Origin of the sequence: Marinobacter sp. bablab_jr003 (genome assembly GCF_016464245.1) — a bacterium.
GTDB lineage: Bacteria > Pseudomonadota > Gammaproteobacteria > Pseudomonadales > Oleiphilaceae > Marinobacter > Marinobacter vinifirmus.
In genome coordinates this window covers 1-22,965 of sequence record NZ_JADARC010000091.1, presented here as the reverse complement: position 1 = coordinate 22,965, position 22,965 = coordinate 1, and the positions used below count along the sequence as shown (strand labels likewise).

Annotated in this window: 26 protein-coding genes; 21 read left to right on the top strand and 5 right to left on the bottom strand. The window is 56.9% G+C overall.

What is annotated here, in order from left to right; translation table 11 throughout:
- Positions 1 to 122: 122 nt before the first annotated feature.
- Genes H3Z84_RS08380 through H3Z84_RS08370 form a run of 3 tightly spaced genes read left to right on the top strand, consistent with a single transcriptional unit; the run spans position 123 to position 2,488 of the window.
- The gene (locus tag H3Z84_RS08380; RefSeq protein WP_323126982.1) at positions 123 to 1,544 is read left to right on the top strand and encodes a copper-translocating P-type ATPase; all 1,422 of its coding nucleotides are present in this window, start codon (positions 123 to 125) and stop codon (positions 1,542 to 1,544) included.
- A gap of 31 nt (positions 1,545 to 1,575) precedes the next feature.
- Positions 1,576 to 1,761: a hypothetical protein gene (locus H3Z84_RS08375; protein ID WP_041334534.1), complete on the top strand. Its 186-nt coding sequence runs from the start codon at positions 1,576 to 1,578 to the stop codon at positions 1,759 to 1,761.
- Positions 1,739 to 2,488: a TVP38/TMEM64 family protein gene (locus tag H3Z84_RS08370; RefSeq protein ID WP_058089843.1), complete on the top strand. Its 750-nt coding sequence runs from the start codon at positions 1,739 to 1,741 to the stop codon at positions 2,486 to 2,488. Before H3Z84_RS08375 ends, H3Z84_RS08370 begins: the two co-directional genes overlap by 23 nt.
- Before the next feature lie 33 nt (positions 2,489 to 2,521).
- Here H3Z84_RS08370 and merA read toward each other — a convergent pair whose 3' ends face one another.
- From merA to merT, 3 genes are all read right to left on the bottom strand, one after another.
- Positions 2,522 to 3,928 (bottom strand): mercury(II) reductase, encoded by a 1,407-nt coding sequence (gene merA, locus H3Z84_RS08365; protein ID WP_058089842.1) that lies wholly within the window; start codon positions 3,926 to 3,928, stop codon positions 2,522 to 2,524.
- 86 nt (positions 3,929 to 4,014) lie between these two features.
- Positions 4,015 to 4,311, bottom strand: coding sequence for a mercury resistance system periplasmic binding protein MerP (gene merP, locus H3Z84_RS08360; RefSeq protein ID WP_011784884.1), 297 nt, complete (start codon positions 4,309 to 4,311; stop codon positions 4,015 to 4,017).
- Positions 4,312 to 4,325: 14 nt separating this feature from the next.
- On the bottom strand, positions 4,326 to 4,670 hold the full coding sequence (gene merT, locus H3Z84_RS08355; RefSeq protein ID WP_199457141.1) for a mercuric ion transporter MerT: 345 nt from the start codon (positions 4,668 to 4,670) through the stop codon (positions 4,326 to 4,328).
- An 80-nt stretch (positions 4,671 to 4,750) separates the two neighbouring features.
- Between merT and merR the strand changes: the two genes are divergently transcribed.
- From merR to H3Z84_RS08325, 6 genes are all read left to right on the top strand, one after another.
- Positions 4,751 to 5,191 (top strand): Hg(II)-responsive transcriptional regulator, encoded by a 441-nt coding sequence (gene merR, locus H3Z84_RS08350; RefSeq protein ID WP_011784886.1) that lies wholly within the window; start codon positions 4,751 to 4,753, stop codon positions 5,189 to 5,191.
- 693 nt (positions 5,192 to 5,884) lie between these two features.
- Positions 5,885 to 6,058, top strand: coding sequence for a hypothetical protein (locus H3Z84_RS08345; RefSeq protein ID WP_008173750.1), 174 nt, complete (start codon positions 5,885 to 5,887; stop codon positions 6,056 to 6,058).
- Positions 6,058 to 7,248, top strand: a complete 1,191-nt coding sequence (locus tag H3Z84_RS08340; RefSeq protein ID WP_199457139.1) for a protein-disulfide reductase DsbD family protein — start codon at positions 6,058 to 6,060, stop codon at positions 7,246 to 7,248. Before H3Z84_RS08345 ends, H3Z84_RS08340 begins: the two co-directional genes overlap by 1 nt.
- A gap of 16 nt (positions 7,249 to 7,264) precedes the next feature.
- Positions 7,265 to 7,855, top strand: coding sequence for a protein-disulfide reductase DsbD domain-containing protein (locus H3Z84_RS08335; protein ID WP_094625685.1), 591 nt, complete (start codon positions 7,265 to 7,267; stop codon positions 7,853 to 7,855).
- Positions 7,856 to 7,904: 49 nt separating this feature from the next.
- On the top strand, positions 7,905 to 8,600 hold the full coding sequence (locus tag H3Z84_RS08330) for an SCO family protein (RefSeq protein ID WP_323126981.1): 696 nt from the start codon (positions 7,905 to 7,907) through the stop codon (positions 8,598 to 8,600).
- Positions 8,601 to 8,656: 56 nt separating this feature from the next.
- Complete coding sequence (locus H3Z84_RS08325) at positions 8,657 to 9,232, top strand: TlpA family protein disulfide reductase (RefSeq protein WP_008173754.1); 576 nt, start codon at positions 8,657 to 8,659, stop codon at positions 9,230 to 9,232.
- A 46-nt stretch (positions 9,233 to 9,278) separates the two neighbouring features.
- Here H3Z84_RS08325 and cadR read toward each other — a convergent pair whose 3' ends face one another.
- Positions 9,279 to 9,680 (bottom strand): Cd(II)/Pb(II)-responsive transcriptional regulator, encoded by a 402-nt coding sequence (cadR, locus tag H3Z84_RS08320; RefSeq protein WP_008173755.1) that lies wholly within the window; start codon positions 9,678 to 9,680, stop codon positions 9,279 to 9,281.
- Positions 9,681 to 9,777: 97 nt separating this feature from the next.
- Between cadR and H3Z84_RS08315 the strand changes: the two genes are divergently transcribed.
- From H3Z84_RS08315 to H3Z84_RS08260, 12 genes are all read left to right on the top strand, one after another.
- On the top strand, positions 9,778 to 10,674 hold the full coding sequence (locus H3Z84_RS08315; protein WP_008173756.1) for a cation transporter: 897 nt from the start codon (positions 9,778 to 9,780) through the stop codon (positions 10,672 to 10,674).
- Positions 10,675 to 10,677: 3 nt separating this feature from the next.
- Positions 10,678 to 11,190 (top strand): signal peptidase II, encoded by a 513-nt coding sequence (lspA, locus tag H3Z84_RS08310; protein WP_008173757.1) that lies wholly within the window; start codon positions 10,678 to 10,680, stop codon positions 11,188 to 11,190.
- Positions 11,191 to 11,289: 99 nt separating this feature from the next.
- On the top strand, positions 11,290 to 11,928 hold the full coding sequence (locus tag H3Z84_RS08305) for a peroxiredoxin (RefSeq protein ID WP_058089838.1): 639 nt from the start codon (positions 11,290 to 11,292) through the stop codon (positions 11,926 to 11,928).
- 108 nt (positions 11,929 to 12,036) lie between these two features.
- Entirely contained in the window at positions 12,037 to 14,034 is a 1,998-nt protein-coding gene (locus tag H3Z84_RS08300; RefSeq protein ID WP_096346805.1) for a heme lyase CcmF/NrfE family subunit, read from the top strand.
- Complete coding sequence (locus H3Z84_RS08295; protein ID WP_011784902.1) at positions 14,031 to 14,555, top strand: DsbE family thiol:disulfide interchange protein; 525 nt, start codon at positions 14,031 to 14,033, stop codon at positions 14,553 to 14,555. Before H3Z84_RS08300 ends, H3Z84_RS08295 begins: the two co-directional genes overlap by 4 nt.
- The gene (locus H3Z84_RS08290; protein WP_011784903.1) at positions 14,546 to 15,034 is read left to right on the top strand and encodes a cytochrome c-type biogenesis protein; all 489 of its coding nucleotides are present in this window, start codon (positions 14,546 to 14,548) and stop codon (positions 15,032 to 15,034) included. The genes H3Z84_RS08295 and H3Z84_RS08290 overlap by 10 nt, the downstream gene beginning before the upstream one ends.
- Positions 15,031 to 15,921, top strand: a complete 891-nt coding sequence (ccmI, locus tag H3Z84_RS08285; protein ID WP_058089837.1) for a c-type cytochrome biogenesis protein CcmI — start codon at positions 15,031 to 15,033, stop codon at positions 15,919 to 15,921. Before H3Z84_RS08290 ends, ccmI begins: the two co-directional genes overlap by 4 nt.
- Positions 15,922 to 15,960: 39 nt before the next feature.
- The gene (lgt, locus tag H3Z84_RS08280; protein WP_136630492.1) at positions 15,961 to 16,764 is read left to right on the top strand and encodes a prolipoprotein diacylglyceryl transferase; all 804 of its coding nucleotides are present in this window, start codon (positions 15,961 to 15,963) and stop codon (positions 16,762 to 16,764) included.
- Positions 16,765 to 16,814: 50 nt separating this feature from the next.
- Positions 16,815 to 17,342 carry a MerR family transcriptional regulator gene (locus tag H3Z84_RS08275; protein WP_199457138.1) on the top strand — a complete coding sequence of 176 codons (528 nt, stop codon included), beginning with the start codon at positions 16,815 to 16,817 and terminating at the stop codon, positions 17,340 to 17,342.
- 64 nt (positions 17,343 to 17,406) lie between these two features.
- The gene (locus H3Z84_RS08270; RefSeq protein ID WP_014420756.1) at positions 17,407 to 17,943 is read left to right on the top strand and encodes a TetR/AcrR family transcriptional regulator; all 537 of its coding nucleotides are present in this window, start codon (positions 17,407 to 17,409) and stop codon (positions 17,941 to 17,943) included.
- A gap of 23 nt (positions 17,944 to 17,966) precedes the next feature.
- Positions 17,967 to 19,121, top strand: coding sequence for an efflux RND transporter periplasmic adaptor subunit (locus tag H3Z84_RS08265; protein ID WP_008172291.1), 1,155 nt, complete (start codon positions 17,967 to 17,969; stop codon positions 19,119 to 19,121).
- Position 19,122: 1 nt separating this feature from the next.
- On the top strand, positions 19,123 to 22,173 hold the full coding sequence (locus H3Z84_RS08260) for an efflux RND transporter permease subunit (RefSeq protein ID WP_011784908.1): 3,051 nt from the start codon (positions 19,123 to 19,125) through the stop codon (positions 22,171 to 22,173).
- 15 nt (positions 22,174 to 22,188) lie between these two features.
- On the opposite strand, the gene H3Z84_RS08255 is transcribed toward H3Z84_RS08260, so the two are convergent.
- Positions 22,189 to 22,824 carry a substrate binding domain-containing protein gene (locus H3Z84_RS08255; protein WP_323126980.1) on the bottom strand — a complete coding sequence of 212 codons (636 nt, stop codon included), beginning with the start codon at positions 22,822 to 22,824 and terminating at the stop codon, positions 22,189 to 22,191.
- Positions 22,825 to 22,965 lie beyond the last annotated feature (141 nt).

Here is a 22,965-nt window from a genome sequence, read left to right as displayed (position 1 = left end):
GTCACCCTTGAGGGCGGCTAGGGCAACTTTGGACTTGAACGATGGGCTGTATTGCTTGCGTTTCTTGCTCATGATTCTCCTCCTTGTGGAGATGATGAATCAGAGCTTAGGCACCTGTCCAAATTTCGGGGTCCACTTCACTGGTGGGTGGAACCATTAACAAGAACGGTTCCCTGACGTTCCGGGCTACGAGGGTCGGTGCGGACACCGTTCTGGCACAGATCATCAGAATGGTGGAATCGGCCCAGGCTGATAAACCCCCGATTCAGGCGCTGGCCGACAAGATAGCGGGAATTTTCGTTCCCATTGTGATTGTGCTCGCGATTCTGACGTTCATCACCTGGTTCAGCTTCGGGCCCGAGCCGGCCCTGTCCTTTGCCTTCGTCACGACGGTCAGCGTACTGCTGATTGCCTGTCCCTGCGCGATGGGACTGGCTACGCCAACAGCCATTATGGTCGGAACCGGTAAGGGCGCCGAAATGGGCGTGCTGTTCCGCAAAGGCGCGGCCCTGGAGACACTGTCTCGGATGGACACCATCGTCCTCGATAAAACCGGCACCCTGACTCGGGGCCAGCCTGAGCTGACAGATTTCATACTGGTGGAAGGCCGCGAGGATGAGGTCCTGGCCTGGGTTGCGGCTGTGGAGACCGAAAGTGAACATCCCATCGGGGAAGCCATCGTCAAGGGCGCAAGGGATCGGGGCCTCACGTTACCCGCGATCAGTGAATTCCAGGCGGAGCCGGGCTACGGCATCCAGGCACAGGTGGCCGGACGCCGGATCAATGTGGGCGCGGACCGTTATATGCGCCGCCTCGGTATCGACCTGGCCAGCGTCGCCGACGATGCGGTGTCACTTGCTGAAAAAGCCAAATCCCCGCTGTATGTTGCCGTCGACGGACGCCTCGCCGCGCTGATTGCCGTGGCCGATCCGCTCAAGAACGGCTCGGTGGAAGCGATTGCTGCGCTCAAGTCATCAGGGCTCAGCGTGGCCATGCTCACCGGTGACAACCGCGCCACCGCCGAGGCGATTGCGCGGCAAGCCGGCATCGAACGGGTGCTTGCGGAGGTATTGCCGGACCAGAAAGCGTCCGAAGTGAAGCGCCTGCAAGAGGAAGGTGCCCGGGTTGCTTTTGTGGGTGACGGTATCAATGACGCACCGGCCCTGGCGCAAGCCGATGTGGGTATCGCCATCGGCACCGGTACCGACATTGCCATTGAGGCCGGCGACGTGGTTCTGATGCGCGGCGACCTCCGAGGCATCGTGGATGCCGCAGCGCTCTCCCAGCGCACCCGCAAAACGATCCTCGGCAATTTTGTCTGGGCCTACGGATACAATCTGGCACTGATCCCCGTGGCCGCAGGTGTTCTATTCCCGTTTACCGGTTACCTGCTCAATCCCATGCTGGCTGCGGGTGCTATGAGCCTTTCCAGTGTATTTGTGGTGACCAATTCCCTCCGGCTGGGCCGGTTCAAATCCAATAGCGGAGACTCTGCGGCTAGCAATATCAGCGAAAGCGGAGCCGCACAGGCCAGCGTCTCGTAAGAGGCCTGGCACACAGAATCAGGAGATTGACATGATGACAAATGAGGCATGCATGTTTGGAATGGCGGGAATGGGGTTGATATCCCTTTTGCTCATCGTCGCCCTGGTACTTGGCGTCGCAGCCCTCGGCAAGTACCTGTTTTCGAAAAACAGGGACGATTCTGGACGCGCGAGTAAGAACGCCAGAGGAGATTATGACTACCACCCTGAAGCATGAATTTCATCGGGTACCCATGGCAAGCATGGGAGTTAGACCGAACGCAAAAGCAAAAATAGTCGGGGTTATGCTCTTGCTGGCTGCACTGGCTGCGATCTATTGGGTCATGCTGGAGACCGGAGCATTGACCACCGTGACCAACAAGGCGGCCTTGTCGGAATGGATTGACCAACTGGGGTATTGGGGGCCGGTGGGTATCATTGGCCTGATGATCACGGCCATTGTCCTGAGCCCGATCCCCAGCGCCCCGATCGCCATGGTTGCCGGTGCAGTCTATGGATCGCTTTGGGGAACAGTCATCGTGGTTATCGGTGCTGAGGCCGGCGCACTGATCGCTTTCGCCATTGCTCGATCCTTGGGGTACGACGTTATCCATCGCTGGAAGCGACTACGTCCGGTATTGAATTGGCTTGGCAAGGAACGCTCTCAGGGCGCATTGATGCTTGTCATTTTTACATCAAGGTTGGTGCCTTTTATCTCCTTCGATGGGGTCAGCTATGCAGCGGGCTTGACACCACTCGCGTTCTGGCGCTTCGTGGTCGCAACGCTGGCCGGTGTTATTCCGACAGCGTATTTGATCACTGCGTTTGGTGGCTTGCTCATGGCCTCTGAGTCCGGGGTGGTGACGGTGCTTCTGATTCTGGTCAGTGGCATTACCCTGTTACCGATTGTTGCCAAGCTGCTCATGGCTCGCCGAAGGCACCAGAAAGCGTCCGAACTTGCATGATAGAGGTTGGGTTGAAGGCGCCTTGGCAAATACTCATCCCGCACAGCAGGACAGCTGTTTCACGTCTTTGGTGAAGGTTTGCGCGCAGAGCTTGAGGCCTTCCACCATGGTCAGATAAGGAAACAGTTCATCGCCGATGTCCTGCACGGTCATCCGTGACCGAAGTGCAATGACTGCCGTCTGGATCAGTTCACCGGCTCCCCCGGCTACCGCCTGCACCCCCAGCAAGCGTCCCGAATCGCGCTCGGCCACCATCTTAATAAAGCCATGGGTGTCGAAATTCACCAGCGCTCGCGGCACGTTTTCCAGATCCAGCAGACGGGTGTCCACATTGTAGCCCTGCTTGAGCGCTTCGGCCTCTGTCAGGCCAACTGTGGCGACCTGAGGGTCGGTAAACATCACCCCCGGCATGGCGCTGAGATCCAGGGTGGCCTCGCCTCCCGTCATGTTGACCGCAGCCCGGCTGCCCCCGGCAGCGGCGACGTAGACAAACTGCGGCTGATCGGTGCAGTCACCGGCGGCATAGACACCGGGGACCGTGGTTTGCAGTTGCCCATCCACCTGAATCGCGCCACGGGAGGTTTCCACACCGATGCCCGCCAGGTTCAGGTTTTCGGTATTGGGTATCCGGCCGGTCGCCACCAGCAGTTGATCAGCTCGTAAGGTACCGGCATTGGTCTCTATAACGAATTCATTGTCGGTATAGTCCACACGGCTGGCCTGGGTCTGCTTGAGCACCTCGATGCCCTCGCGCCTGAACGCCGCCTCTATGGCCTCACCGATGGCGGGTTCTTCATCGGATAGCAGGCGGCTGCGGGCCAACACGGTGACCTTGCTATCCAGCCGGGCGAACGCCTGGGCCAATTCCAGGGCAACAAAACCGGCGCCGATCACGATCAGCCGTTCAGGCACAGTAATTAATGCCAACGCACTGGTGGAGGTGAGATAAGGCGTCTCAGCCAGCCCCGGTATCGACGGCTCTGCGGGACGGGCGCCAGTGCCAATAAAGGCGCGATCGAAATGGACGTTCTGTTCGCCGCCCTCGTTCAACTGGACCACCAGGTTATTGGCATCGACAAACCGGGCTTCACCGTTCAGGACCGTGATTGCCGTCTGGTCGCGCAGAATCCCTTCGTACTTGGCGTCGCGCAGTTCCTCGACACGCGTCTGCTGTTGCTGAAGCAGTTTCGCCCGGTCCACCTTCGGTATCTGGGCGCTGACGCCCCCGTCAAATGGGCTCTCCGTGCGCAGATGCGCGATATGGGCGGCACGACTCATGATTTTCGACGGCACGCAGCCGGTATTCACGCAGGTACCACCAATAATGCCGCGCTCGATCAGGGTGATGCGGGCACCGCGCTCCGCGGCCTTCAGGGCAGCCGCCATGGCTGCGCCGCCGCTACCAATCACAGCGATATGCAGGTTATTGTCACTATTCATTCCGAGTTCCTTGTATTACTGGGGCATTGTCACGGCAGGCGCCGAGTCGCGTGTAACAGAGGGCGCCTGGAGTCCTTTATTACAACTCACTTACTGTCCGTTTCCAGGGATTTCAGGGTGGAGGGATAGCCGACATCGCCCGTTGCCTGGGTTAAGGCTTCCACCGATGTTCGTGTGTCGTCAAAGGTAATCACGGCTTCTCGATCCGGATAGCTCACGTCGACTTGTGAAACACCGTCCACCTTGTTCAAGGCCAGCTTGATGGTAATGGGGCATGCGGAACAGGTCATCCCCGGAACTGAAAGCGTCACTGTCTGCATGGCGGCCCACGAGGGCATGCTGAGCAGGGCGAAAAGCAACGTCATGGCAAAGCGCATTTTCATGGGACAATCTCCTTTCAATAAAACAGAGGAAGGGCATAGGGAAACAACAGGGCGACCAGTATCAGTGCCGTTACTGCCCAAAAGATCACCTTATAAGTCGTTCGCACCCGTGGTACGGCACACACTTCACCGGGTTGACACTGTTCCACTGGCCGGAAGATTCGACGCCAGGCGAAGAACATGGCCACCAATGCAACGCCGATGAAAATCGGGCGGTAAGGTTCAAGAGCCGTGAGGTTGCCCATCCAGGCACCGGAGACACCCAGCGCGACAAGTACCAGCGGTCCGAGACAGCAGGCCGAAGCCAAAAGGCCCGCAATACCTCCCGCAGCCAAGGGGGACACGCCCCGATTTGGAATTCGGCATAACGCTGACACCTTTCATGGTTTCATTCGATGAGATAAGATTACTTCCGTAGTCAGCTACGGAGTCAAGGGGTATGCCGGATAAAGCGAATTCATTGACCATCGGTGGCCTGGCTAAGGCTGCCAACGTCCATGTCGAGACAATCCGCTATTACCAGCGGCGACGTCTAGTACCGGAGCCGGAACGTCCTCCAGGTGGTATTAGGCGCTATGGTCCAGCTGATATCGAGCGGTTAATGTTCGTGAAAACGGCTCAGCAGCTGGGCTTCAGTCTTGTCGAAATCAGTGACCTGCTACAACTTGAAGATGGCGCTCACTGCCAGGAGGCCAGCGCTCTGGCCGAGCACAAGTTGCGGGACGTGCGTGAGAAAATCGACCAACTGGGGAGAATCGAGAAGGTACTGGGCGAGATGGTTGAGCAGTGCCATGCCCATCCGTACAATATTACCTGCCCATTGATTGCATCATTGCATGAGGGGGCAGTGGGGGGGAACGATCAACGTGAAAGAACATGATTTTCACTCGACTGAGGGCTCGAGGGAGAGCGGATGTTTTATCCCCGGATAGTCCCCACACCCAAGCTTCTGAGGAACTTATGTGCGCCGCCAACATCTTACTCTGGTAGCCGAATTGGCGGATACAGTGATGGAGCGTGTCTGTTTGCACTTCCGCCAATGTAGGTTAAAGTGGGCGACTATCTTCCCACGCGGAAGATGTTTTAGCTGTTCTGTAATCAGGATATCAGTGCGATGACCACACGGCTTATGGGACTGGCAGTACTACTGCTCGTGGCTCTTCTCCCCGTTGCACAGGGAGTTGCCGCGACCTCTTTTGAAGCGGAACCCATGGCCGAGGCTTGTGTCATGTTGCCAGACACCCAGGTGATGCATGACTGCGCCGGGCTCAATGCCGAGGGCAGCTGCAGTAGCCCGTGTTCAACGTCCCATGTCGGGAAATCTGCAATTAGAGACTCGGTAGTGCTGTTATCTTCCCCCTGCCCGAAAGGCTATTCTTCTCATTCCGGCCGTGTACTTTCTGGCCCAGACCCTTTTCCTCCCAAGTATTCAACAGTGTCCTGAACCTTTGATTACCAGAGGCTTTCGCTTCGAGTGCCTGTCGTTTGGCCTTGCGCGGTAGACCACCACGTAGGCAGCTTTGCTGGTGATTTTATCGACTGATGAATACATGAAAACGGGAACGTATCTGTGATGTCATTCTATCTGGAATACCTGGTGCGCGGCATGACCGTGCTCTGCCATAAGCTTTCGGGTTTCAGCGGGACGCCAGGGCTGCTGTACAAGGATTCGAGCGGACAATGGCGGGGCCAGACTGGTGTGCCCAGCCAGGAAGCGCTCGGCAGGATGCTGGGAGTCACGGAGTAATGGATCAGTTGCCCTCATTACTCATTGCCGGCCAGATCATGATGGCGGTTATGGCAGGTCTACTGCTGAACCTGACGCCCTGCGTGCTGCCCGCGATCCCCATCAAGGTCCGGACCATCCTGCGGGAGGCGGGCGGCCAGAGGTCCCATCGGGTGCTGGCCGCGTTGGCATTCACGGCCGGAACACTCACCTTTTTCCTGACGCTGGGCGGCCTGACCGCACTGCTGCAGTGGAACTGGGGCACGTTGTTCCAGTCAACGCTATTCGTGGCCGTCCTGGTTGCGTTGATGGTCGGGTTTGCGGTGATTACCTGGCTCGATCTGCCCATCCCCGTCCCGACATTCGCCGCCTCGGCGCATGGCCGGCGTTACTTTGAAGCCTATGTATCCGGGCTGTTGAGTGCGATCCTGGCCGCGCCCTGCGCAGGCCCTTTCCTGGGGGGCGTACTGGCCTTTGCCGTTACCCAGCCGGCGCCGGTCATCATGGGGATATTCGGCAGTATCGGGCTGGGGCTGTCGTTGCCCTATGCGGTACTGATGCTCAGGCCCGAGTGGCTGAGTCGTTTGCCCAAGGCGGGCCCCTGGACCGTAGCCATTCGTGAAGTGCTCGCGCTGATATTGCTGGCCGCCGCCGTCTTTTTCAGCGCGAGCCTGGTGCCCAAAGCGGTATACCCCTGGCTGTGGTGGGCCTGGCTGGCGCTGGTGCTGGTCTGGGGTCTCCGTCGTTTCGTTCAGGGGAGCGGTGCCGTTCGCGTGATCACTGCAACGGCGACAGGCCTTGCCCTTGCGGTGACAGTGGTATTCGCATCTCCGTTGGGCAGCGGCGAAGACGAACTTGTCTGGCAGCCCTACTCCGCAGAACTCCTGGCGGACACAAAAGCCCGGGACACACCGTATTTGCTGGAGTTCACTGCCGATTGGTGCATCAACTGCAAGGTCCTGGAGCGCACCGTGTATAAAGAGCCCGCTGTGGCTGAAGCCGTAGCGCGGGCCGGCATGGTGCCGATTCAGGTTGATGTGACAGCAAGCGATCCCGAAAAAGACGCATTGTTAACCGCAACGGGAGGGCAGGCTTTACCTTTTGCGGCGATTTTTGACGCTGACGGCACCGTTGTCGCCCGTTTCACTGGGCTATTTGATACCGACAGCCTGGTCGAGGCGATCAACCGCACCGAGAACTCACAACGCTAGCTACTGGAGATGAACCATGACAACCCGAACCAAAGTATTGCTGACCGGCGTAGCGGTTTTTCTGATCGCGATCGCGGCGTTCACGTTGATCGGTACCAATTCCGGAAACGCTCCTGGCTCGGCCCAGACCGAACGAGCCAATTCCGACCCCCAGGCACCAGTTGCCCGCACGGGGTTGGCAGATTCTTCCGATAAGGTCCGCCTCAATCTTGCGGAAGGCGGCAAAGCCCTGATAGGGGAGACCGGTGAAATTATTCTGACACTGGACATTGAATCGGGCTGGCACGTGAACGCCAACCCGGCCTCCATGGAGTTCCTGATTCCCACCGTCGCCAGTTCTTCGGTCAACGGTCAGTCGCTTGACATCCCGACCCAGTACCCCCGCGGCAGGGTCAGTGACATCACACTGGGTGACACCGCCCTGGAGGTGTACGACGACGGTGCGAGTATCCGGCTGCTGCCAGACGAAAAACAGACCGCCGCGCTGAAAGAGGCAGGCAAGCTAGACATGACGGTACGGGTACAGGCCTGCAGTGACGAGGGCGTTTGCCTGGCACCAGCTGACCTGCCCGTTGCGCTGAATCTGGACGATATCAAGCCACAATAAACCGGGACTCCCTTCGGAAAACAACTCAAATGGAGAATGGCTGTGAACAGTGTATTCAGAATTGCTGATTGCCATGGTTGCCCAGGTCAGCACCAATGCCATGGCCCATTCCATGGAAGATGTGGAGGCCTCGTTGAACGAGAAAGAGCGGTATGCCCAGTTTGTGGATCAGCCGGCCCCTGAATTTGATCTTACAGGCGTTGATGGCAATACCCTTGCCCTTGCCGACTTAAACGGCAAAACCGTTGTGCTTAACTTTCTCTACACGCGCTGTACCGAGGCCTGCCCTTTGCATATGAACCTGATCCGGCAGTTGCAAACCGGGGTTGAAGAAGAAGGGCTGAGTGAAGAGGTGGTGTTCATCACCATTGCCACGGACCGGGAAGATGTTGCCGGGACCCGGGACAACATGCGCGCGTATGGCGACAATTTCGACCTGAACCCCGATAATTGGCACTTTCTGTACCGGGGCGAAGGTGAACCGCCCGGGTTGACGTCGGAGCTCGCCAAAGCCTACGGCGTTCAGTTCAGGGATACGGGCGAGGGGGTACAGGTCCATGGTGTGGTAACCCACGTGATTGACCCGGAAGGGCAGATGCGGGCCCGGTTCCATGGATTGAAATTCAAGCCTGAGCATCTGGTGACCTACCTGACGGCCATTGCCAAAGGCCCCAACGCGGCAGCCGGTGATGGGTTCTGGGGCCGGCTGCATGGGCGCATTGAAGCGTTGCTACAGAGCGAGTAACGCGTGGGGCGCCATGCGGGCAGCAAACCGACCACTTTAATCAGGAGAAATGTCTAATGAGTCACCAGCGCATATCCGCCGCCCGTGGAATCGCCGTAGTCCTTTTCGCGCTTGCTATTTCCATAGCCGCTCCAGTTATGGCTGCAGGGAAAGTTCCGAAGTCCGTGGGGCCCCAGGGGTTCCTGATCTGGGAGTCCCCTCGCACTCTGCCCGAGCTGGCTTTTGAGGACGAAGACGGCAGGCCGCTGACACTGGCTGACTTTAAGGGTAAGGCGATATTGCTCAATATCTGGGCGACCTGGTGCCTGCCTTGCCGTGAGGAAATGCCGACGCTGGACTCACTTCAGGCTCAACTGGGCGGCGAGCAATTTGAAGTGGTCGCGCTGTCCGTTGACCACTCAGGCATCAGCGTTGTTGAAAAATTCTACCGGAAAACCGGCATCCAACATCTACGCCAGTATATTGATCCGTCGACACTGGCGACCTCAACACTGGGCATAGAAGGTGTTCCTACAACGCTGCTGATTGATCACGACGGTCGCGAAATTGGCCGTCTGGTCGGTGCCGCGGAATGGGACAGCCCGGCCATGGTGGATTTGATGACCCGCACCATTGAAGGGGTTCCGGACTGACTGGATTTACGCAATTGAAAAGGCAGGTGCGTAATGCTTCAAGCTACTACTGCATGCTTCCTTCGCTGAGCCCTTCGAGAACCCCGCAGGCCTCAATTTCCCGATCATCGTTACAACTCGCTCGCAGCGACACAAGTTGTTTCTCCAGTACCTGCAGATCGGTTATCTGAGACCGTACTTGAGCGATGTGATCATCAAGCAAGGTGTTGATGGCCCTGCAAGGCTGATGGGGCGCGCCCTGATAACGCTGTAACTCGTGAATTTCAGCGAGTGACAGCTCGAGTATTCTGCAGCGCCGGATGAAGGCCAGTCGCTCAACATGCCGTTCAGTGTAAATACGGTAGCCGTTGTCCTGACGATCCGGCGGCGGTAACAAGCCCTCTCGCTCATAGAAACGGATGGTCTGGGTGTCGACCCCTACGGACCGTGCCAACTGACCAATGCGCATCGGGTTTCTCCTCAACAGATGGTATCTGCTTTATTGACCTTATAGTGGCTATATGGTTTTAAATCATAATCCGACAATACTCAAGTGGAGCCGTATCATGAGTAAACCCTGTGAAGACGCCTGTGGCTGCGAAGCAACACCCGCCGAGGGTAATGCCGGGTCGGGGGCCTCTGAAGCGTCCGGCAACTGGATCAGTGTGTATACCGTACCGAAGATGGATTGTCCTTCGGAGGAACGGATGATTCGACTGGCCCTGAACGGTTTTGAAGACATTCGCGGGCTGTCCTTCGACCTGTCTGATCGGCGGTTGAAGGTTGTGCACGATGGCGAGGCTGAGCCTATCACCGCGAAGCTGGCGACCCTCGGGCTGGGAGCTTCGCTTCAGGAAACGGCCGCTGCCGACCCTGAATCAATCAAGGCGCTCGGGGGTACGGCTATCTCGGCCGAGCAGGAGTCGGGCACCCTGCGTTGGTTGCTCGGTATCAATGCTGTCCTGTTTGTGGTGGAAATGACGGCCGGCCTGATCGCGCACTCCACCGGTTTGATTGCAGAATCCCTGGACAATTTTGCCGACGCGGCCGTGTATGGGCTCGCCCTGTATGCGGTTGGGCACAGCGTGAAAATGCAGGTGCGTGCGGCGCATCTTGCGGGCGTACTCCAACTGATACTGGCTGTGGGCGTACTTGCAGAGGTGGTGAGGCGCTTTGTCTTCGGCAGTGAGCCTGAGTCGCTGGTAATGATGGGGATTGCGTTCATCGCATTGATCGCCAATACCACCTGTCTGCTGCTGATATCCAAACATCGGGAGGGCGGTGCCCACATGAAGGCGAGCTGGATATTCTCAGCCAACGATGTGGTGATCAATCTGGGGGTCATTACCGCTGGCGCCCTGGTCGCGTGGACTGGCTCCAATTACCCGGACCTGATCATCGGCAGCATTGCGGGGATTATCGTACTCAACGGTGCCAGGCGCATCCTGGCGCTTAAGGGTTAAATAATGTCCATCGTTGCCAAAAAACACTTGCCGTATGGCCTGCTGGCGATTTCGGGCCTGATTGCGGCGTCTGATCAGGTTGTAAAATGGCTGGTCCAGCAGTCAATGGCGTATGGCGAGTCGATTCCGGTGACCCCGTTCTTTAACTGGGTGCATGTCTGGAACACCGGCGCCGCATTCAGCCTGTTTGCCGATGGCGGAGGTTGGCAGCGATACTTTCTTATCACAGTCGCGGTAGTTGTCTCGATTGTACTGATCGGGCTGATTGTTCAGTGCCGCCGCAGGGGAGAAGCCATCGCGTACAGCCTTATTCTTGGCGGTGCCATGGGCAACCTGATTGACCGTATATTTCGTGGCTATGTTGTGGATTCCTTTGATGTCTATTGGCAATCCTGGCACTGGCCAGCCTTTAACCTTGCCGATATCGCCATTGTGCTGGGCACCGTGCTTTTCCTCTATGTCAGTTTCATACCCGAAAAATCGGGCACGAACGTCGAGCTCGATGGATCAGGCTAAAAAACATCTGACAAACGCCTTGACCTTAAAGTTGACTTTAAGGATACCGTCTGTACTGACAAACCGAGAACGACAACCAAAGCAAAGGAGAATGAAACGATGACATTGCAACTTGGAGAAACCGCTCCCGATTTCACCGTCGCATCCACCGAGGGAAACATTCAGTTTCATGAGTGGCTGGGAGACGACTGGGCCGTGCTGTTTTCACACCCCGCCGACTACACCCCTGTCTGTACCACAGAGCTCGGCGCCTTCGCCAAGCGTAAGGACGAGTTCGCCAGTCGCGGTGTGAAGCTGATCGGGGTCTCCGTCGACCCGCTCGACTCCCATAAAGACTGGGCGAAGGATATCGAGAAAACCCAGGGCAAGGGGCTCAATTTTCCCCTGTTGGCAGACAAGGATCAGGTGGTTGCCGACCAGTACGGAATGATCCATCCAAAAGCCGATCCCAAGGTGACTGTTCGAACGGTATTCATTATCGATTCCGCGAAAAAAATCCGTCTGATGCTGACGTATCCGCCCAGCACCGGGCGCAATCTGGACGAGATCCTGCGCGTCATTGATTCGCTCCAGCTGACCGACAACCACAAAGTGGCCACGCCGGTGGACTGGAAGAATGGCGAGGATGTGATCATCGTTCCGTCGCTCTCCAACGAAGAGGCCAAAGAGCGCTTCCCCGACGGATGGGATGAGCAGACACCGTATCTGCGCGTTACCCGCCAACCTGGTCGGAAGTAATAGAGAATTCGTCAGCTGGCCTTGTGGCTGGCTGACGAAGCAATACCTGAGAAACCTTCACCGATAGGTTCGGTCATCGCCGAACCCGCAACCGAACACGGCCCCGAAATGCTTACCCTGACAATCCCTGAAGTTGGTCTCTTCGCGTTATTGATTGCACTTTGCCTGTCGCTGCTTCAGGCGACCGTGCCCTTGCTGGGAGCCGCCACCCGGCGCCCGTTGTGGATGGCATTTGCAGAGCCCATGGCATGGGGGCAATTTGTTTTTCTACTGGTTTCTTATGCCAGCCTGACCGCCAGTTTTCTTCTGGATGATTTCAGCGTGGATTATGTGGCCCGTAATTCCAACTCGATGCTGCCCTGGTACTACAAGTTCACCGCCGTCTGGGGCTCTCATGAAGGCTCGGTGCTGTTATGGAGTCTGATTCTCAGTGGCTGGGGCTTTGCCGTCAGTCTGTTTTCCCGCCAGTTGCCACGGGATATGCTGGCACGGGTTCTGGGAGTTCTGGGTGTCGTCAGCGCAGGGTTCCTGCTTTTCATCGTCGTTACGTCCAGTCCCTTTGATCGCCTGTTGCCGGGCATGCCAGCCGACGGTGCCGATCTGAATCCGTTGTTGCAGGATGTTGGCCTGATCATCCATCCGCCGATGCTTTACATGGGCTATGTGGGTTTTTCAGTGGTCTTTGCTTTTGCCATCGCTGCGCTGATCGAAGGGCGTCTCGATGCGGCCTGGACGCGCTGGGTTCGGCCGTGGACCAACATTGCCTGGGCCTTTCTGACCCTCGGCATCGCTCTGGGTAGCTGGTGGGCCTACTACGAGCTGGGCTGGGGCGGCTGGTGGTTTTGGGATCCGGTGGAGAATGCATCGCTTTTGCCCTGGCTGAGCGGGACAGCCCTTATTCATTCTCTTGCGGTCACGGAAAAGCGCGGCGCGTTCAAGAGCTGGACGGCGCTACTGGCCATTGTCACCTTCTCACTTTCGTTGCTGGGGACCTTCCTGGTGCGCTCAGGAGTACTGACCTCGGTTCATGCCTTTGCCAATGACCCGTCACGGGGGCTCTTTATTCTGGTGTTGCTGGGCATCACGGTCGGCGTCTCGCTGTTGATCTTTGCGCTGCGGGCGCCGCGAATGAGCGCCAATGCGGGCTTTAGCTGGCTTTCCCGGGATGCTCTGTTGCTGATCAACAATATTTTGCTGGTCATCATGACGATCACGGTCCTGATGGGCACCCTGTACCCCTTGATCCTGGATGCACTCGGGCTGGGCAAGGTCAGTATCGGCGCGCCTTACTTTAATAGCCTGTTCGTGCCACTGACCGTCATGCTGTGTGCCTTTATGGGGCTGGGGCCGGTCTCACGCTGGAAGCAGATGCCCGGTCGGGAGCTGTTCCGGCGACTACTGGGGGCGGGCTTGGCCGCACTGGCGATTGCGATATCGATACCGTTTCTTTACAACGGCCAGTGGAATGTCGCCGTGGCGCTGGGGATGGTGGCGGCCCTGTGGGTAGTACTGGCGTTGGTGCGCGACCTGTTTGATAAAGTCCGCAATGCGTCCTCTGCGCTGTCCGGATTGCGTAAGTTGACCCCTTCATACTGGGGCATGGTGGTCGGCCACGTGGGCCTGGCCGTCACCATCGTGGGCGTGGTGATGGTGTCGAACTACGCCATGGAGCGTAATGTGCGGCTTGATATCGGTGAGCAGGTGAATCTGGGCGGGTACGATTTTACGCTGACCGAACTGGGCGAGCGTCGGGGGCCCAACTTCCTCGCCGATACGGCGACCATCGAGGTTGCCCGTGAAGGCCGGATTGTCACCACCCTGTACCCGGAGAAGCGCCTGTACATTGCCCGAGGGCAGCCGATGACCGATGTCGCACTCGACCCCGGCCTGTTGCGGGACCTTTACGTGGCCATGGGGGAGGAACTGGACGACGGCAGCTGGGCAATGCGCCTACAGGTCAAGCCATTTGTACGTTGGCTTTGGCTGGGTGCGCTGCTGATGGCCTCCGGGGGCGTGCTGGCCGTGGCAGACCGTCGCTACCGTCGCCGCCGTGCAGCCGCAGCTGACCGCGAATCGATGAGGCCGGCACGCGAGGTTCGCGCATGATGCGTCGCCTGTTGCTGCTGCTTCCGTTTGTGGTGTTCCTTGGCCTGGCCTTCTTTTTGTACCGGGGGCTTTCGCTGGATCCCAGTGCTCGCGAGTCAGCCCTGATAGGCCAGGCGTTTCCCGCGTTCACGCTCCCGACGCTGGAGGACCCTGATACCGAGGTGGATGAATCCCTGCTTCGCGGGCAGATATCTCTGGTCAATGTCTGGGCATCCTGGTGCCCGACCTGCAAGGAGGAAATGCCCCAGCTACTGGCGCTCTCCGAGCGCGGCATTCAGATGGTGGGCATCAACTATAAAGACGCCCGTGACCTGGGGCGACAGTTTCTCGAAGAGTTCGGAAAACCTTTCGAGGTCAACATCTTCGATCCTGCCGGTGACCTGGGTTTTGAAATTGGCGTGTATGGCGTGCCCGAAACCTTCCTGGTCGACGCAGACGGTATCGTTCGATACAAGCACGTTGGGTACATAACGCCCGCCCAGGTGGATGAAGTCATGATGGAGGTAGAGAAATGGCGCTAACCCTGAAGATCCGTTGCTGTGTGGTCATCGTGCTTTTGATGGCCTCGTTCCAGTCGATGGCGGATACGGCAATTGATGCGCGTCATTTCGAGGATCCGGTGATGGCGGAGCGTTATCGCGACCTTACGGCGTCATTGCGGTGCCCTAAATGTGATGCTCAAGCCATCGACAGCTCCGATTCGCCGGTGGCGGCGGACATGCGGGAGCGGGTAGCGCTGATGCTTCATGAGGGGCGTGCGGATAAGGAAATTCTTGATTTCATGGCTAATCGTTTTGGCGAGTTCGTTCTTTACAATCCGCGCCTTGACGGGCGCACGTGGCTGCTTTGGGCATTGCCGGCAGCGCTGGTAGCAGGAGGCGCCCTGGTTGTGATTGCCTTTGTCCGGGCACGCAGGCACCGGCGAGTGCGGCCGCTCTCCGAGGAGGAGCGTACCCGCCTGTCCTCTTTGATTCATCGTCATCGTGAGAGGTCGGAATGACTATGCTCTGGTTAAGTATCGGCACACTGTTGCTTATAGCGCTGTGGTTCCTGAGTCTACCGTTACGGCGAGCAAGGGCGATCCATGACTGGCAGCAAGGGTTTGAAACGGATGACCGCGCGGAGGAGCAGAATCTGGCCGTGTATGAGCGTCGGCTTGCGGCACTGGAAAGCGCCTGCGAGCGCGGCGAGGTTGACGTCGCACGCTTTGAAGAAAGCCGTCACGAGCTTGAACGCAATCTTCTGGAGGACACCGAGGCCCGTCGTCGCGTGCCTCTCAGGAACCCGCTGGCAGGACGTTTTGTAATCCCTCTGGTGATAACGGCATTGATTGCCGCCACCGTAACCGGCTATCGATGGGTGGGCGCCAATGGCGATCTGGCTCTGTATGCCGTGGTGCAGGAGGTTCTTAACTCTCCCGGTGCCTCACCGGAGAACCTGATTGTCCGGCTCGAAGAGCAGGCCGAGAGTCAGCCGGATAATCCCAAGGTCTGGGCTTTGTTGTTTCCGCTGTACCAGAAGGTCGGTCAGCCAGATCGGTCGATTCGCGCCCTGGAGCGATTGATCGAACTGGAAGGCCGCCGAGCCGATCTTCTGGCCCAACTGGCTCAGTTGAAATTCTATGTGGCCGGAGGCAGTCTGACCTATGAAGTTCAGGCGCTGGTAGATGAAACACTCGATAAGGATCCGCGTCAGCCGACAGTGTTGGGCATGCTGGGGGTTGAGGCTTTCGACGATGGCCGCTATGAACAGGCGATCGGTTACTGGCGCCGAGCGTTGGCTGGCTTCGAGGATTCCGCCTCCGCAGAGGTCATTCGTAAAGGTATCGCTGTTGCCAGGCAACGATTGGAGGAGACAGCCAATGGAGCGGAACGTGTTACTGATTGAAACCCTAACGCACGTTCACACACGAAATCAGGGAAGCTTATGCTTCAGTATCCTCAAATAGACCCGGTAGCCATTGCACTGGGCCCACTGAAAATCCATTGGTACGGCCTGATGTACCTTGTCGGTTTTCTCGCGGCCTGGTGGCTGGGGCGTCGTCGGGCTCATCGACTCGGGTTGAACGCAGACGCTGTTGAAACATTGATTTTCTACTGTGCGATGGGCGTCATTCTGGGTGGCCGCGTCGGTTACGCGCTCTTCTACGGTTTTGACAAGCTGGCAGACAACCCGCTCTGGCTGCTCAAGATCTGGGAAGGGGGCATGAGTTTTCACGGCGGCTTGACCGGCGTCCTGATTGCAGCCTTGGTCTTCGCCCGCAAGCAGAACCTGCGGTTTTTCCAACTCACGGATTTTATAGCGCCACTGGTGCCAATTGGCCTGGGGGCGGGGCGCCTTGGCAACTTTATCAACCACGAGCTCCCGGGGCGGGTCAGCGACGTGCCCTGGGCCATGGTGTTCCCGAATATGGGGTCGGCGCCACGTCACCCGTCGTCATTGTACGAGTTTGCCCTGGAAGGTGTTGTGCTGTTTGTGGTGCTGTGGTGGTTCTCACGCCACCCTCGTCGGATGGGCGCAACGTCCGGCCTGTTCCTGTTGCTCTACGGAATTTTCCGTTTTGCGGTCGAGTTTGTTCGCCTCCCCGACCCGCAACTGGGGTTCATTGCCCTTGACTGGGTGACCATGGGGCAGTTGTTGACCTTGCCGATGATCCTTGGAGGCCTTGGGTTAGTCGCTTGGTCGAAAAGCCAACCGATCAATAACGTAAAGGTGGCGACGGGCGGATAAAGGTCGACTTCATTTATGCAATAACAAATTGAGAGAGTTTCAGAGTGGTCATGCTGGCGTTTTCTCCTCTGATATATCGGGATCTGTTTCATGCGAGCGATGTGGGCACGATGAAAGTCAATGAAATTGCAAACTTGGCGGATGTCTCTCCGGACACCGTTCGTTTCTATAACCGTGAAGGGTTACTTCGGCCACGAAAAGATCCCCGAAATGGCTACAACTTGTATAATTCGGAAGACCTGTGGCGCTTACGGTTTGTTCGCGTGGCAAACAAGCTGGGATTCAACCTGCGTGAAGTCAAAGTCATTCTAAGTCATGGGACGGAGGGTGGCTTGGCTGGCAGCGACCTGAAGGAGCTATTCACAGACCGCCTTTGCAGACTGGATCAGGAGTTAAAGGAGCTCAAGAGACTTCGTGACGACATGAAAACTACAGTCCAGGTTTGGAGACAGATGCCTGATGGAGCCCCCAATGGCCATTCTGTCCAGGAATTCAGTAGGGCACCTACTTCGGTATACGCCTATATTTTCGGTTTGAAAATAAGTGAACGTTCATTTATTTTAGGCCAACCAATTTGAAGCGTTGAGCAGACAAATGCGGCAAAGAGACGACTCGAAACGAATAGCCTTCCTGGAAGCTACCGTGAGGGAAGTAGCAGATCACGGTTTTTCAGCAACCTCGGTTGGCAAGATAGCCAAGGCTGCGGGTTTGTCACCAGCCACGCTGTACATCTATTACGAAGATAAAGAACAGCTTTTATTGGCGACATTTTATTACGTCAGCGATCAGGTCATTGATGCGGCGCTGGACAGTTTTTCTCGCGGGAAAGATCTGCGTGAAGGACTGCGACGCCAGTGGCACACACTGTTCCGGATCGGCCTTGAGCGTCCGGAACTATTCCGCTACCACGAGACGTTCACGCATTCTGCTTGGATGACTCCCGAGATCCAGGCACGAAACGAAAGCCGAGCCGCAAATCTTTTGAATGCAGTTGATCAGGGAAAGCAATCCGGGCTGATCAAACCGGTACCTTTTCCACTTCTCGAAACGTTTATGTTCCGCCCGATTTACCACCTCGTTCAACGATGCCTGCAAGGGTCGTTCGAAGGTACCGATGAGCATATCGAATTAGCGTTTAATATGGCTTGGGATGCGGTTGCCGATCGTCGGAATACCTAATTTTTTCTGGAGAGTGACGCGTTATGAAATTCAAGATGGTCAGTACCGCCATGCCCTTGAGAGGCCTACAAGCGCTTGCAATGCTTTCGAGCCTCCTGGTGATGGGATGTTCGGCGGAGGCGCCCCCTCTGACACAGCAAACTGTCTACCCGGTAAAGCTCATGACGCTGGAGCAGGCGCAGTCAGGCACGCTCAATCAGTATCCGGGCAGAGTCTCGGCGTCTGACCATTCAGAACTCTCTTTCAGAGTGGGAGGAGAGCTGACGGAGCTGGCCGTTAAAGCAGGCGACACTGTGGAAAAAGGGGAGGTCGTTGCCCGCCTGGACGATCGGGACGCAAGAACCCGCCTGGAAAACGCCCGGTCAAATTTCAATCTGGCACAGGCCACCTTCGAGCGAATGCGAATATCGTTGGAGCGCCAGGCCATCAGTCAGGCCCGTTTCGATGAGGCCGAGGCCGAGTACCTCTCTGCCAGAGCGCAACTGGCCAGCGCGGAGGACCAACTTTCCTATACCGTTCTCAAAGCGCCATTTGATGGCGTCATTTCACGGGTGCCGGTGGATGTCTTTCAGGTTGTATCAGCGCAGCAGGCCATTGCCGAACTGCAACGGCCCGGCTCTATCGACGTCTCGTTCCAGATGCCTGAACAACAGGTCCGCCGCCTTCAACCACAGAGATCCAGGAACGTTCGCGCCAATGGCAACACTATCGCGTGGGTACAGTTTCCCGAGCTTCCCGATAAACGCTACGCCGCGAGCTACAAAGAGCATGACAGCAATGCCTCTCAGGGGTCGCTCAGTTATGAGGTTACCGTAACGCTCCCTGAACCCGAGGACATCACAGTGCTTTCGGGGATGAGCGCGACCGTTCTGCTTGATTACGGCACATTGGCTGGAGAGAGCGCCCCGTCGTGGCTGATACCAACCGCGGCGCTTGTAACACCTGACGCAGAACCCGGCACTAGCGTGGTTTGGCGATACGTGGCTGCTGCCGATGGTGAGAATGGCGATAACACGGGCAGCGTCGAGCCGGTGGATGTCGAGCCGGGTAAGAAAATGAACGATGGCGTGCTTGTTCGGGGAGAGCTCAGCCCGGGCGACAGAATCGTGGTTGCCGGCGCTCACCGGATGAACAGGGATCGTTCGGTCCGTCCCTGGGAAAAAGAGGGCGGGCTCTGAGATGGTCGATTATTTTCTTGATCGGAAGTCCATCAGCTGGATGGTCACGCTGTTGCTTGGGGTTGGGGGCATGTTCGCGTTTCTGGGTCTTGGCCAGCTTGAATTCCCGGAGTTCACGTTACGTTCCGCCTTGGTGACCACCCAATATCCCGGAGCAACGCCTCTTGAAGTCGAGGAGGAGGTTACGCTGCCTCTGGAAAAAGCGATCCAGCAGATGCCGGGCATCGATGACATTACTTCGGTGAACTCGGACGGCTTGTCGCAGATTACTGTCCAACTCAAGAAGACGGTCAGAGAAGGGGAGTTAGACCAGTATTGGGATATCCTTCGGCGAAAGATTAATGATGCCCAGCCTGGTCTGCCACCAGGCGTGAACACGTCCATCGTGAACGATGACTTTGGCGATGTCTTCGGCCTGCTGCTCACGTTGCGTGGTGACGGCTACTCGCTGAAAGATCTTGGTGACCATGCGGATCTCATTCAGCGAGAACTGCGATTGTTGGAGGGCGTCGCAAAAGTCAGTATCGGTGGTCGTGTCGACGAGCAGATGATCGTGTCACTGGACCGTGACCGTATGCGTGCTCTTGGCATCTCGCCAGAATACCTGGCAAGCCTTCTGAATGCGCAGAATACGGTGGGCAACGCTGGCCACCTGCGCAGTGAAGGGCTGTCGTTATCCGTTCAGCCAACCGGTCAGCTTGATTCCGTTCAGGCACTTGAGCAACTGGCAGTTGGAAGCGCTGATTCGGGTATTATCCGGCTCAGCGATCTGGCCGAAGTTCGCAGGGTGACCAATGACTCACCCGCCTTGCTTTACCACTCTGACGGATTGCCTGCTTTGACCATCGGCGTGTCATTTGCAGAGGGCACCAACGTTGTTGATGTAGGTGAGAGTCTCAATGAGGCTTTGAAACGCCTGGAAAAACAGCAACCCATCGGCATGACACTGAACACAGTGTATAACCAGCCTGAAGTAGTCGAGGAGGCAGTATCTGCTTTTCTCATGAACCTTGCTCAGGCGGTGGGCATTGTCATTATTGTGCTTTTGCTGTTCATGGGGCTGCGAAGTGGCCTGCTCATGGGGCTGATCCTGCTGATTACCATCATGGGTACATTCGTGCTTATGGCAATACACGGTATTCAGCTCCAGAAGATTTCATTGGGTGCGCTGATCATTGCGCTGGGGATGCTGGTCGATAATGCCATCGTCGTCACCGAGGGCATGATGATTGGCCTTTCCAAGGGCAAGTCCAAAAGGCAGGCAGCCAAAGAAGTGGTCTCGCAGAACCGGTACCCGCTGCTCGGCGCTACCGTGATTGCCATTACGGCCTTTGCTCCTATCGGCCTTTCACCAGACACCACCGGAGAATTCATTGGCTCCCTGTTCTGGGTTCTGTGCTACTCGCTTTTCCTGAGCTGGCTGACGGCACTCACTCTGACCCCGTTTTTCTTTGATATGTTCTATCCCGACAAGCTCGAGAGTGTCGGGCAGTCATCCGATAACGACCCCTATAAGGGAATTGTTTTCGTCGTCTTCCGCCGCCTGCTGACCTACGCGATTCATTATCGCTTCGTGACATTAACACTTGCGATCGCGCTTCTGGCTGGGGTTCTATCGTTCTCGGGACAGGTTAAGAATGCTTTCTTCCCGAATGCCACAACGCCACTCTTCTTTGTTGACCTTTGGTTGCCCGAGGGCGCCGACATCTTGCAAACCGAAGAGACCGTAAAGCGGCTGGAATCGCGCGTGAATGACATGGACCAGGTCGTTCAGGTGACCAGTGTCACCGGTGGCGGAGCCCAGCGTTTTACGTTGACGTATTCACCGGAGCAGCGATACGCCAGTTTTGGCCAATTGATCGTAGAGACCCGGGATAAGGCGTCGAGAGAGGCCCGTATGGAGGAAGTCATTGAGCAACTGCGTACAGACTTCCCGAACGTGCATTACAAAGTGCAGGCTTTGCAGGTGGGGCCCTCAGCCAAAGCCAGTCTTGAAGCTCGTATCTTTGGAGAAGATCCCGAAGAACTCCGGAAAATCGGTGTGCGCGTGCAGGCAATTTTTGAAAATGAACCTCTGGCCGACAGCGTGCGCTTGTCCTGGGGTAATCGGGAAGCCGTGATCGTACCGGAGTTCCTCGAAGAACAGGCCCGGCGCCTTGGCGTATCTCGCGAATCACTGCACCAGGCGTTGTTGCTGAATAATCAGGGGCAGCAGGTTGGAGTGTACCGTGAGGGGAGCGACCTCATTCCGATCATTATGCGGTCAAGAGAGGAGCAGCGTTTTGACATCGAAAACCTTACCTCGATCAATGTCTGGAGTGAAGAGCAGGGCCGCTATGTCAGCGCGGGCAACGTCATCAATGCCATCAATACGGAACTGCGGGATCCGTTGATAAAACGCAGAAACAGGGAGCGGATGTTGGCGGTTTATGCCGAACCCATGCCTTTGTCGGGGGAGACGGCGGCGAGTGTGCTGGAGAGGATCCGCCCGCAGGTCGACGCGCTGGAGCTTCCCCACGGCTATTCGATTGAGTGGGGTGGAGAGTACGAGACCTCATCCGAAGCTCAGACTTCGCTTTTCTCCTCGCTGCCTCTTGGACTGCTGGGGATGTTCATTATTTCGATGCTGTTGTTCGGTAGCTTCCGACAGGCTCTGTCTATCTGGATGATTGTTCCTCTCATGATGATTGGAATCATTGGTGGACTGGTATTGCTCGGCGCGCCTTTTACATTCATGGCGCTGCTCGGGACTCTGAGTCTGATCGGTATGGTACTGAAGAATGCCATTGTGCTGGTTGAGGAGATCAATATTCAGTTAGAACAGCAGGATGATGCATTCACTGCGGTGGTTGAGGCCGCGGTAAGCCGGGTACGACCTGTGCTTATGGCGGCCGTAACCACCATGTTGGGAATGATTCCTCTGTTCAGCGATGCCTTCTTCGCGAGCATGGCGGTGGTTATCGTGTGCGGTTTGGGTGTTGCAACGGTATTGACGTTAGTGGTGCTGCCAGTGGTGTACTGCACGTTAATGAGAATTTCTTATCATCAATAACGCACCCGCTGTTTTTCAGGCGTCTTTTTTTCCTCCGGACAAGCGACCCGGAGGAAAAAAGCCTCCGGCAATCATTGCATTCATCAGTTCGCCTACTTTTGCACGCAGGTCATCCCTCAACAACCTCATTGCCGGCGTTATTGACTGTCGGGTAGGACAAATCAGCCACAGCTCGGATACCGGCGGCGCATAGCCCGGCATGATGGTGGTGACACGGCCTGCAAGCAGATCATCCGACATATCAAGACACGATTTTATCGCAAGACCGCGGCCAGCAACGCACCACCGGCGAACCAGATCGCCATCGTTTGAGGCGCGATCGCCCGTCATTTTGACTCGATATTCCTCGTCTCCGCGTTTGAACGTCCAGAGGTCAAATGGGATGTCCTGCAACTGATAGAACAGCCCGTTGTGGTTCTCAAGGTCATCAGGATGAATGGGGCGACCATGACGCGACAGGTAATCAGGAGATGCGCAAAGCAGGCTCGGCACATCGCAAATTTTGAAGCCATACAGGTTGGTGTCACTGGGCGCGCCGTAGCGAAGCGCCATGTCGACCGAATCCCGGTAAAAGTCCACGTTGGTGTCAGTAATCTGAACTCTGAGGTTCAAACCTGGATGCGTTGCCATCAATTCGTCGATCCAGGGCACAACTGCGTATTCCAGACCAAGGTTGCCACTGATTCCAGACGAAGCCTGCCACCCATTCCACGCGAAAGCTGCCACTGATTCCACGGCAAAGCTGCCACCTTGGCAGGCTGCCTGATTTCCCCATCAAAACGTCCGGCGCGG